Source organism: Victivallis vadensis (genome assembly GCF_003096415.1).
GTDB classification, from domain to species: domain Bacteria; phylum Verrucomicrobiota; class Lentisphaeria; order Victivallales; family Victivallaceae; genus Victivallis; species Victivallis vadensis.
Genome location: NZ_QEKH01000008.1, coordinates 102,284 through 113,974 on the forward strand (window position 1 = coordinate 102,284; position 11,691 = coordinate 113,974).

8 protein-coding genes are annotated in these 11,691 nt (G+C 61.1%); 3 read left to right on the plus strand and 5 right to left on the minus strand.

Going from position 1 to position 11,691, the window contains the following annotated elements:
- Both C8D82_RS06430 and C8D82_RS06440 read left to right on the plus strand, forming a co-directional pair.
- Complete coding sequence (locus C8D82_RS06430; RefSeq protein WP_116883454.1) at positions 1-864, plus strand: carbohydrate kinase family protein; 864 nt, start codon at positions 1-3, stop codon at positions 862-864.
- A 628-nt stretch (positions 865-1,492) separates the two neighbouring features.
- On the plus strand, positions 1,493-2,347 hold the full coding sequence (locus C8D82_RS06440) for a helix-turn-helix transcriptional regulator (RefSeq protein ID WP_116883456.1): 855 nt from the start codon (positions 1,493-1,495) through the stop codon (positions 2,345-2,347).
- Here C8D82_RS06440 and C8D82_RS06445 read toward each other — a convergent pair.
- The 4 genes from C8D82_RS06445 to C8D82_RS06460 all read right to left on the minus strand — a co-directional run bounded on the left by C8D82_RS06445 (position 2,329) and on the right by C8D82_RS06460 (position 9,846).
- On the minus strand, positions 2,329-3,618 hold the full coding sequence (locus C8D82_RS06445) for an FAD-dependent oxidoreductase (protein ID WP_116883457.1): 1,290 nt from the start codon (positions 3,616-3,618) through the stop codon (positions 2,329-2,331). The genes C8D82_RS06440 and C8D82_RS06445 overlap by 19 nt on opposite strands.
- Positions 3,615-5,765, minus strand: a complete 2,151-nt coding sequence (locus tag C8D82_RS06450; RefSeq protein ID WP_116883458.1) for a hypothetical protein — start codon at positions 5,763-5,765, stop codon at positions 3,615-3,617. Before C8D82_RS06450 ends, C8D82_RS06445 begins: the two co-directional genes overlap by 4 nt.
- Positions 5,766-5,797: 32 nt before the next feature.
- Positions 5,798-6,532 carry a prepilin-type N-terminal cleavage/methylation domain-containing protein gene (locus tag C8D82_RS06455; protein WP_116883459.1) on the minus strand — a complete coding sequence of 245 codons (735 nt, stop codon included), beginning with the start codon at positions 6,530-6,532 and terminating at the stop codon, positions 5,798-5,800.
- Between the two features lie 656 nt (positions 6,533-7,188).
- Positions 7,189-9,846 (minus strand): MGH1-like glycoside hydrolase domain-containing protein, encoded by a 2,658-nt coding sequence (locus C8D82_RS06460; RefSeq protein ID WP_116883460.1) that lies wholly within the window; start codon positions 9,844-9,846, stop codon positions 7,189-7,191.
- 284 nt (positions 9,847-10,130) lie between these two features.
- Between C8D82_RS06460 and C8D82_RS06470 the strand changes: the two genes are divergently transcribed.
- A complete protein-coding gene (locus C8D82_RS06470; RefSeq protein WP_116883462.1) occupies positions 10,131-10,748 on the plus strand; it encodes a thioredoxin domain-containing protein in 618 nt (205 codons plus the stop codon).
- Between the two features lie 301 nt (positions 10,749-11,049).
- On the opposite strand, the gene C8D82_RS06475 is transcribed toward C8D82_RS06470, so the two are convergent.
- Positions 11,050-11,655: a hypothetical protein gene (locus tag C8D82_RS06475; RefSeq protein WP_116883463.1), complete on the minus strand. Its 606-nt coding sequence runs from the start codon at positions 11,653-11,655 to the stop codon at positions 11,050-11,052.
- Positions 11,656-11,691: the final 36 nt, after the last annotated feature.

The window sequence follows — 11,691 nt, forward strand, 5'->3', positions numbered from 1 at the left end:
ATGAAAACCGCCGCCATTGGAGAATTGTTGTTCGACCGCTTCCCCGGCCTCGACCGCCTCGGAGGCGCTCCGGGGAACGTCGCCGCGATGCTCGCGCAGTTCGGAGCGGAGTCCAGACTGGTCACCGCCGTCGGCGAAGATGAGCTCGGCAAGCGCGCCGTCCGCGAAATCGCCGCGCTCGGCGTGGACACCGGCTGGATTCAATACAACTCCCATCCGACCGGCGAAGTGCTGGTCACGCTCGATGCCGCCGGAAAAGCCTCCTACCGTTTCGCGCCGGATTCCGCATGGGACCACCTGAATCTCACGCCTGAACTCGAAGCCTTCGCCGCCACCCTCGACGCGGTCTGCTTCGGCTCGCTCGGACAGCGCGGAGCTTCGGCGGAGACGATCCGCAAATTCGTCGCCTCCACCGTTCCCGGCTGCCTGCGCGTTTTCGACGTGAATCTGCGCGCGCCGTGGTACACGCCCGAAATCATCAAAGAGAGCATCAAAATGGCCAACATCCTGAAGCTCAACGATGAAGAGTTGCCGATCCTCGCGCAGATCTGCGGCATCGCCCCGGAAAAACTGATTCCGGCGCTGCTCGCGGACAACATCGAGCTGGTCGCCCTCAGCCGGGGCCCGGAGGGCGCGGACCTCTGCAGCCGCACCGAATTCAACCACGAACCGGCCGCGCCGCTCGAACGCCGGGTCGACACCGTCGGCGCGGGCGACTCCTTCACCGCCGTGCTGATCACCGGGCTTCTGAAAAAACTGCCGCTCGCCGTGATCAACCGCCACGCGAACCTGGTCGCCACCTACGTCTGCTCGCAGCACGGCGCCACGCCGCAACTGCCCGCCGACCTCACCGTCATCCGGTGAAACCGGTTGCCGGAACTTTGCCTCCGGCGGCCGGGGGCGCTTCGCCCCCCGGTCCCCCCGACCGGCAAGGTGCCGGCGCCGGGTACCGTTTCGAGCTTTTTGCTGCGCAAAAATCTCAAAACCGGGATTATTAATAATGGGTTGAATTGGCTCTATGCACATTTTACCGCACCGGCACGTTGCCGGTCGGGGTCAAGGGACGAAGTGCCCTTGCCACCGGAGGTTATTGTGCGCTATGCGCCCTGCTACCGGTGCCTGATTGAAAATCAGGCCGCATAGCGCACAAGGTCTGGAGGCCGCAAGGCCGCAAGACCCGCCTGCCGCGAAAGCGGCAGGGCCTCCCCGGACGACTTTGCCTCCGGCGGCCGGGGGCGCTTCGTCCCCCGGTCCCCCCGACCGGCAAGGGGCCGGTGCCGGGTACGGTTTCGAGCTTTTTGCTGCGCAAAAATCTCAAAACCGGGATTATTGGATTGGCTTATCACGCTGCCGGACTGCAAATCAGGCCGCGATTCGCCCAGAATGATCGGAAAAAATTTAAAAAGGCAGACTGCCCCCTTTGGAGTGCGGAGATTCATCTGCGCTTTCAAATCGGACATAACCCTCAGGAAAGTCGCAATACGAAACAGCAATGAGAACCGATCCGGAAAAACAGTTGAGATCCATTCTCGAAACCGTGGAAACCCTCGGCGCATGCCGCATCTGTTTTCACGACTTCTACCGGCATATCCTCGAATACATCCCGGATGTGCCGCTTTTCCACCAGAACCGGTACTGCATGTCCATGAAGAAGATGTTCCCGGAGCAGACGCAGCGCTGCATCCGGTTCGACCGGAACGCCGTGGTCCGCCATCTCGAACTCCATCCGGGGCAATTCTTCAAACTCTGCCCGTTTCAGGTGCTCGAACTGGTGGTGCCGGTCCGGAAGGAGGGCGCGCTGTGCGGCGTGGTTTTTCTCGGCCCGTTCCGCGCCGCCGCGCCGCTGCCGCCGGATTCGCTGATCACCACGCCGAAAGGGCTGCCCCGCCCGGTGCCGGAACAGCTTCCCCCGCTCGACCGGCAGGGCATGGAACATCTCGCCAACCTCGGTTATATGCTCTCGTGCTGCATTTCGGAGATCATCCGCGACATGGAGCAGCCTCCGGCGGCGGCTCCCGCCGGGCGCAAAGCGCTGATCGAGCAGTTCATCTCCACGAACTTCAACAAGGGGATCACGCTCGGGATGCTGGCGGAATTCCTGAACCTCAGCGAATCCCGGACCAGCCGGCTGCTGAAGGAGTATTTCGACGCCGGGCTGACCGAACTGGTCAACCGGCAGCGGCTGAATTATGCGATCAACACCCTGCAGCGGGCCGAAGTTTCCGCCCGCATCGCCGCCCAGCGCGCCGGTTTCGGCAGCGTCGAATACTTCCACCGGCTCTTCAGGCGCGAGACCGGCATGACGCCGCAGGAGTACCGCAAGCGCCATCAGCGTTCGGAGCGGTGAACCGAAGTTCCCTCCCGTACCAGCTTTTCCTGTACGGCGGCGACATCCGCCTTGCGCGTGTCGCGCTGCCGGAGTGCCGACGGCGCGGCCAGCCCCACCGCCTCCCCGATCATGATGCACGTGCTGTTGATGCGCGAGGATGAAAACGCCCGGTGGGTGGCCGAGATGGGCCTTCCGGCGATGTAAAGGTTGCTGATGCCGCGCGGCGTGATGCAGCGATAGGGGATGCCGTAGGTCCGCCGGATCGGCCTTTCGATGCCGGTGTGCGTGCCGGTCGGATTATGCACGTCGATTCCCCAGCAGCAGCGGGCGATTTCGTCCGGGAAATCCCGGCCGGAGAGGACATCCTCCTCGGTCAGCACGTAATCTCCGAGAATCCGCCGGGTCTCCCGCACGCCGAGCTGTTCGGCGGTCGCGGAAATATAGGCGTGTTCAAAGCCCGGCACATGTTTTTGCAGGAACTCCAGAATCCAGAACGCCTGCCGGGTCCCCTCCCGCCGGATGCGCACCTGATCGGCGGGATTCAGGGAATTGCAGTCCGGAATGTGGGTCATGTTGACGATCCCGTCGAGCAATCCGTTGCGTTCCGGCATGTACTTGATCACCATGTGGTCAATCGGGACCTGCTGCGGGAAGCTCCGCCAGATCGCGCTCATCTCGGGCATGGTCTGCGGTACCTCCGCCGCCTTCACTCCGCTGACCTGAAACGTCAGCGAGGAGGACTGCACTCTGCCGTCGGACTCCCGGCCCATTTCAAACGGGCATCCGGCCATCGCCGCCAGATCGCCGTCGCCGGTGGCGTCCACGAAAACCCCGGCTTCCAGCGCCCCCATTCCGGCCTTGGAGGCCACCACCGCATACCGCAGCGCCTCCCCCTCGCGCACGGCGTCGACAAGCCGGGTGTACAAGTGAAGGTCAATGCCGTACTCTTCGAGCAGTTCCAGCAAAATCCGGTTGAGCTTCTCCGGGTCGAACATCAGATAGCCGTTCCGCTCGTTGACTCCGCCGACGGCGACGGCGCGTTCCCGCAGCCGGTTCATGAAAGCCGAGGTGATGCGCTCTTCGCCGCAGCCGTAGCCGGAAACCACCCCCAGCAGCCCGGAGACGGGCACGCCGCCCGGCTTCCCGAAATATTCAATCATCCCGACCTTCAGCCCCTCGCGGGCCGCGTTCACCGCCGCCGCAATGCCGGCCATTCCCGCCCCGCACACCAGAAGGTCATATTCGGCCCGCACTTCTAGCCGCCGCTCCGGATACACCATCGTTTTCATCGTATCATCTGCCAGTCAATCGTTGAGTTGGAATTTGCCGCTTCATCGAACGCCACGGTGAAACCCTGCGCGGTTTTCGCGGTGACGGCCCAGCGGCAGAGCCAGTTGGGTTGGACGGTCAGCGAATAGAGGCCGTCCGGCTCCGCCTGCGGGAACTTCACCTCGAAACTCTTCACCCCCGCCGGAATCTTCACGTCGATCCCGCGCAGGTTGGCGCCTGCCTTCTCTGTCGCGGCGATGCTTTTCACCTTCGCGAGGCCGCCGCCGTTCAGCGACAGCGCGCCGGGCACGGCGGAAAGCGCCACATTGCCGGAGGCGGTCTTCCACGCGATTCTGTGCCCCGGCTTTTCCATATACAGCGCCGCCTTTTTCACGGCGTCGCGGAACCGGATACCGTAGTCGCAGCTCGTTCCGACGTCGATGATATGGAAATATTTGCTGTGGTGCGCCACCTGCATCCGGTCATGCCAACCGTCCACGCGCAGCGCCGCCCGCACCGGATACGCGCCGTTGTTGACCGAGTAGAAGCTGTAACTGTTGCCGGAACCGGAGGGCATCGCCTCGCGGTGCCGCACCCGGTAGCCGTTCGGATGGCTCGGATCGGCTCCCACCGCCTGCTCCACCGGATCGCCGGGCGCGAAGGTCGCCGCGCCGTCCTTTCCCGGCGCCAGCACCAGCAGCCGCGAAACTCCCGGCTTCACGGAATCGCCCTTGAACTCGTGTTTGCGGATATCCGGCAAGCCCCGGCTCACATCGGCCACCATCGCTCCGGGAGCGATAATGTACGCCAGCTCCCGGCGGTAGTTCCGCTCGTTGATCAGAGTGGGCGTCGCGTTGTCGGACACGGTGTAGCAGACGCGTTCCACCCACAGCCGATCCTCGCCGTTGACCTTTTCGTACTTGCGGATGTACCACCAGCGGCGCACCTTGCGTCCTTTCAGCGCCCCCTTCCAGAAGCCCTTCGGCGGATTGCCCGCGTACTCCTCCGGTTCGTCCACCGCAAGGAAGCGCCCGACGATCTCCGGAGTCCAGCCGGTGTTGACACCGCGCACGTAGCCTTTCGGATCGATCGCGCCGCCCTCGGAATAGTTCGCCTCCACCGCGATTTTGCCGGAGGTGATCCATTTCTTCGGATTCAGGTTGATCAGCGGCCGCGAGGTCCCCAGCGTGCCGGCGTTGGAAGCCGCCGCATCGTATTGCAGAATTCCGGTTTTCGCATCGTACTGCTCCACTTTGCCGATAAAGGAGTTCAGCCGATGCCAGATGTTCGCGGTGTAGGCGTTGCCGCACTCGTCGGCACGGGTGGACATCACATTGCCCATGTACATATAGGTGATGCCGACTCCGAAATTGTCCCCCTGCCCGTATGCGTGCTTGTCGATCGAAATCGTCCCGAAATTCTCCTGGTCGGCGTGGTTCACCTCGCTGATCAGAATGCTGTTGGCGCTGCTCTTGTTGAACAAACTGACCACTTCACCCCACGCCCCGGCGGGATCGGTCTTGCGCAGGATGATCCAGTGATCCGTCGCACCGTCCAGCCCGATCTCCTCCACCCGGGCGGTCAACTGCGAACTGAACCTTTTTTCGCTGTACGCGACGCTCTCCTTGCCCATCTGCGCGATCAGCTCCAGCCCGGCGTACAGTCCTTTGACCGTCGGGACGTGAACCTTCACGGTTTCCGGGTCACCGGTCTTTTCGGTCCGCCCGACGTACTGGAAGTAGGAGGTCGTCCCCTTGACGACCTGATCCGAGATGCGCAGAATCGAATTCAGGCCGTGCACATTCATCGCTCCCTGATCGATCGTCCGGTCCAGCATGAACGCCGAATAGCCGTTCGGATTCTGCGGGATGCGGAAGCCCAGCGAAGGCGGAACCATCCGCAGTTTTCCCCGCCGCAGATCGATGATGAATACGCCCGGTTCCCCCAGCCGTCCCTGCGGAACGCTTTCCGGCATGAACGCCGCCGCCACCGCGTCGTCCACCACCAGAATCCCGCCCGTTTTCAACGCCGCCGCCGCTTTTCGGATCGCTGCTTTCGCTTCTCCGGCCGTTCCGACCGGCCCGAACTCGCTCAGGCGGTAGATCCGCATCTCCGCATAAGCCGCCGCCATCAGCACGCAACAGCACACCGTCAACCATAATTTCATATTGTTCTCCCGGTTATCGAATCAAGTTTCAATCAATTGCCCCGTGCGATGAAAAAATAATCATCGGTGCGTATATTCCCCATCGTCGGAATTTCACCGCGGCTGTACGACTCCACATGCCCGTCCGCCATCAGCATATTCGACCGCCGCGAATGGCGGAACGCCGGTATCGCGTCCTGAACATCCCGGAACGCCTTGCGGTTCGTCCAATAGGTGCTCGCACTCGGCGTCGCCCTCTCGCTGTCGGTCGCGTACAGACACCGGCTCGGCCGCCTGATCTGGTTGACTTTATAGAAGTAACAGATCATATTGCCGGCGGAATCGGCATTCCGCCGGTAGAACTGCGAAGTCGGCCCGGCGGTGATCCCCGTATTGATCGCGTAGCTCGGCTGCTGGTCGATGTGGTCGTTGCAGCGGAAGATTCCCCCCTTTGAATTGTTCGCCCCCAGTTCGGAGTTGAAATTTTTGTCGAACCGTCCCGGCACATAGCCCCGGTCAAACAGAATCCTGACCCACGAGTAGTAACCGGCGCCGTCATCCGACGGAATGTCCGCGATCATCATGTAATCTCCGAAATCCCCCGAATATGCCATAAATGAGGTTCCGATCTGCCGCAGATTCGAAGTGCATTTCGCCGCCCTCGCCTTTCCCCGCGCCTTGTTCAGAGCCGGCAGCAGCATGCCCGCCAGAATCGCGATAATTGCAATCACGATCAACAATTCAATCAAAGTGAATTTTGCACATACCGGCCTTGAACGGCGGTTCATCCGGACGGCGGCGGCAATCGCCGCTTTTCCGCGCGCGTGCCTCTCTCTTCCGCATAGAGCGGCATGTCGATTTGAATGCACGGCATGCAAAAGCATTCCTGCAACCTTCGGAGCAATACAGAACATAAGTCCATCCCTTTCAACAGTTAATAGATTTTGGCGCTCATTCACGGAAAAAAGGTTTCACAGAAAACTCCGGCTCCCGGTTCCATTTATATTATACATCGGAAGCAACATGAAGTCATTGACTCTTTACGCATCTTGATTGACCTTTTATGCACTTATGTTTTCAGAGGCAAATAAAAAAATTGCCGCCGTTTTTGGATCACCGGAAAATCGTCATCGTTACGCCGGAGGCGAATCGCATGGGAAGCCTGCCGTTTTGAAGGCAGGCGGGTCCGCCCGCCCTCACGGGCGGCAGACCTTGTGCGCTACGCGGCCTGATTTTCAATCGCACCTCCGGTAGCTGGGCGCATAGCGCACAATTACCTCCGGTGGCAAGTACCGCCGGTAGAGTAAATAAACTGATAGATGATAACCCCGGTTTTGCAATTCTTACGCAGTAAAAATTCAAAACCGTACCCGGCACCGGCACCTTGCCGGTCGGGGGGACCGGGGAGCGAAGCGCCACCGGCCGCCGGAGGTAAACTCCGCCGTCAGCAACGGTGGAGGCGGAGGGAACCGGCGGAGGCGCGCGGCAGGTCGATTTCGACCGTTCCGGGGAACCGGTCGCGAACCGGCAGCGGTTTGCCGCTGAATTCCGCCCGCCAGCTGCCGCCGCCGATCACGGCGACCAGAGTGCTGGTTTCATCCGCGGGGCCGTCGATTTCGATATCGGCGGACCAGCAGTCATCGCCGGTTTTCAGGTTGCGGATTCTCGTATCAAGCCCGCCAGTCAGGCGCCCCGGCACGAAGTACGCGCCGAACCAGCACAGAACCGGGTCCGACAGCGCCGAGAAGTGATGCCAGCCGGTGCCGCGCCCCGACACCACGCTGAACTGTTCGTAACAGCCGTAGGAGTCGCGGCACTCTTTCTCATAGACTCCAAGCGCGGTTTCGGCGATCCGCCATGCAAAGTCGGCCTGCCCGTCGTCGAGCGCGGCTTTCCAGAAAAACCACTGATAGGGCATCCAGATCGAACCGTTCCAGTAGCCGTCGAGCCGGAAGTAGGGCGCGGCCTGATCCACCGTCGAAAGGCCGAAAGGCGTCCAGCAGTGTTCTTCGCTTGACAGTTTTTCCCAAAGTCCGGCTTTCTGAGCGGGAGTGCAGATTCCGGCCAGCAGCGGCGCGGCGCCGTCCAACCCCATATTGAAGTTGGTTCCGGTAGGGGGATGACGCAGGATTCCGGCGGGGCGGTTCTCCGCGTCGTGCCGGACATAGCTGAAATAACCGGCCTCACCGTCCCACGAATATTCCTGCAGCAGCATGGAAAGGCTTGCGATATCGGTTTCGTACATCGCCGTATCCGCATCGAAACCGGCCTCGCGGGCTGCCGCCGCCAGAATCCGGGCGCAGCGGATCACATGGGCGCTGCCGATCACTGGCGCGGGATCGCGCAGGTTGTTTTCGCGCACAAACCACTGCGGCGGATAGTCGTCCCAGCCGCCGGAATTGTAGAAATAGTCCCAGCTGCGGATCAGTCCGTCGCGGTTCGGGCCGCGCATGGTCGAACTTGCGGAACGGCCCGCCATAAATTCATAATACTGTTTGAGTTTCGGATAGAAATAGCGGATCAGCTCCGTATCTCCCGTCCGGTTCGCCAGCTCCGAAAACAAATAGAACTGCACCGGCACCGGCGAACCGTGATGGATAAACGCGCATTCGTCGTCGCCGGGTTCGGTCAGGTACGCATTCAGGTTTTCGACCGCGAGACGCTTGCCCAGCTCCAGCAATCCGAGGCCGATGAAGCCGGAGTCCCAGGTGTACAGGCTGTTCCAGCGCCGCCCCGGCGTATGATGCCGCACATTCCGCCCCTTGAAATAGGTCGGGTAGACCACGTTGGTCAGCGTGACCGACGCCAGCCGCTCCTGGCTGAAACAGAATTTGCGCCCCATCTCGACCGGCTCCGGCGACCAGTAGCGCCGCTGCGACGCGGCGACCAGCTCCGGCAGTTCATCGCATTCAGCCGCGGCGCGGCGCAGGAAGGCTTCCACCTCCTCGCGGCTGCCGTCGCAGACGACCGCATACACATCGCTCCAGCCATCCGGCGCGGCAGTCAGCGGCTGCATCACCAGATCCACCCAGTCCTGCCCCCTGCCGTTTCCGAGACGGCTGCCGCCGAAGAACGGCTGGTGAATGCAATCGTCGTAAAGCAGCAGGTCGTTCATCCGCTCCGAGCGGTAGTGGACCACGAAATCGGAATCGAAACTCCACCAGACACCGTAGACCTGTTTGCAGGCTTCATATCCGATCATCCGGGAGTTCGGCACCGGACCGGGCTGAATCTCCGGCGTCACATTCTCGCGGGCGGGGATGAACGACACTTCCGCCGCCCCCTTCCCGGCCGAGACGCCGTCCACCGCCAGCTCCGCGCCTCCGGCGGAACGGATTTCCACCACTCCGGCGGCAGTCGGAATCTGTTTGAACTCCACGATTTCCCACTCGCCCGTACCGGCCGCCATGCGGGAAACTCCGTTCAGCGCAATGCCGAGCCGTTCGCCCGCCGCGACCTTGCAGCGCAGCGCCACGTCAACCTTTTCCGGCAATCCCGCCGGAAGCGGCAGCAGCAGAACGTCCCCGTCCTCCTGTCCGAATCCCCCGATACAGCCGCCCCGTACCGTACCGGATTCGCGCCGCTCGCCCCGGCGCAGCGCGTCGAACACCAGCCCGTCCTGCGGCCGCATCTTCACCCGGTTCAGCCCGACATGGTCGAGCGCATCAATCCAGACGCAGTTCTCCGGCAGGACCGGTTCGACCGTCTTTTCAGGCGGAGCCTCCAAACTTGCGATGAAGTGGACCGCGAAAGCGCTGTCCAGCACCCCGTGATTCACGCAGCGGCAGCGGACCACCCGCAGGTGTTCCTCCCACCGGGCGAAGGAGATATCCGCATAGATGCGGTCTTTCGCTTCGAGCTGCTGGCGGTAGGCGTAGTCCTGAAGGTCGGGCGCGACACTCCACGGCAGGTAGCCGGCGGGCCGCAGCACGTCGGGAATCCCGAGCTGCCGCCGGTAGACGCCCGGCATCACCGTGAAGTCGAACCGCATGCCCCTGGCGCGGTCGGCGAGGTGGGAGATTCCGAAATACTTTTTGGAGTAAGGCCCCCAGTCCGGGAGCGAGAGATCGTGAACGCCGTCGAGATAGTGATAGTCCGCCATGCTGAAATTTCTTTTTTGCTTGAAGCCGCCGCCTTACGTTACGGGAAAAAGTATTCAGCAGAATATCCCTCCGATTGCCGGAAAAGTCAAGCGGCGGAGCCTGGTTTTCCGGGGTTTTCCGGCGAAAATCCCCCGTAACACCACTTTTTTCCGAAAAATTCCCTCCCACCCCCTTGACAAAGCCGGAAAAATCAGCCATAATTAACCGCATGCAGCCTGATTTTCAGGTAACACAATAATAATCAGAATGTTATCTATTATATACATTATAAAGGAGGAGCTGAATGGGAGTTACAATCGCCGGATTGGATATTCTGGTCAAACGGATCATCTGGGGCGTCTTTCTGATCGTCCTCGCCGTCGGCCTGTACTGGTGCTGGCTCAACGGCGACTGGCTGATCTACCACATGCAGCGCCAGTATGACAAGGAGGCCTACGGCCTCTCCTGGAAAGTCGATATCAGCACCGCGGGGGAAAAGGCGCGCAAGGAGGAAAAACAACTGCTGATCGTGTTTCTGAAAGAGGGCGACATCACCAGCGACAACCTGAAACGCGTCTTGGCGCAGCCGACCTTCAAGCCGGTCGAAAACAATTACGTGCTGCTGCTGGTCGACTATCCCGCCGACATCAGCAAGCTCTCCACCCGCGAGAAAACCTACTGCGACGAATTGGTCAAGCGGTACAATATCGACAAATTCGGCGTGCTGATCGTCGCGGAGCCGCTTGAAGGCGGCCAGAAAGAGGTGCGGCGTATCCGCTACACCCGGGAAATGCCCAGTTCGCTGCTGAACCAGCTTGCCGGAGGGCGCTTCATCGCCAAGCCGATGGTCGACAGCACGCCGAAACGGCAACCGCTGAAAATCCCCGGCCTCTCCGCCAAACCATCCGCCAATAAGCGGTAACACCTGCCTCCGGCGGCCGGGGGCGCTTCGCCCCCCGGGCCCCCAGACCGGCAAGGTGCCGGCGCCTGGTTCGGTATTTTTACTGCGTAAAAATTACAAAACCGGGGTTTAATAATGGGTATGACAGATTCATAAGCTGTACTTACCCCCGGGAAGTATCCGGTCGGGCTGCAAGGACGCCTTGCCTACCGCAGCGCACAAGGGTCGGAGACCACAAGACTCGCCTGCCTTCAAAACGGCAGGCTTCCCATATCCGGGCAGGCGCGAAAAAACAATTCGGCGGCAGACCAACCGGAACGCGCTACTTCTCCGCTTCCGGTAGCTCGCCGGCGGCGGTTTCCGCCTCGAACATCGCCCGAAGCGTCGCCATATCCGGTGCGACTTTCCACGCGTCGGCAGCTTTCACGAAGTTCACATTTTCCCGAACCGCTTTCGGCTGCTCCCTGAATTTGCGTTCTGCATGTTTCGCAGCAGCCTGTACCGGAATCAATTCGCTCTGCGTAACGGAACCACTCTGATATTTCGTCTCCAAATCTTCTGCAACAGCCTGTTTATTCAGAAACTCAATCCAGGCTTCCGCAGCGCCCGGCTTCTCCGGCAGTCCCCGTTCCGCCCGCCAGAAAGCAAGACGCGCCAAAGCCGCATTCAACCGGCTCTGCTGCAATTCGTTCAGCGGCATGTTACCCGCTTTATAGCCCCCCTCCCTGACCTGCGCCAGCGACTCCAATAACTCGGCCTCCTGCCGCATCAGCGCCAGCACTTCGGCAGAAACCTGCCGTTCCTGCTGATTCCGCGCTCCACAGGGACAGCTTTCGGTTTTCAGGTTCACAATCGGTACGCTCAGGCAACCGTTCAACAGCAGAACTGCTCCGGAGGCGGCAAGGCCGATGATAAGTTTCTTCCACATTGTAAGTTTCCCCTTTCGGATTCATCGGTTATATGA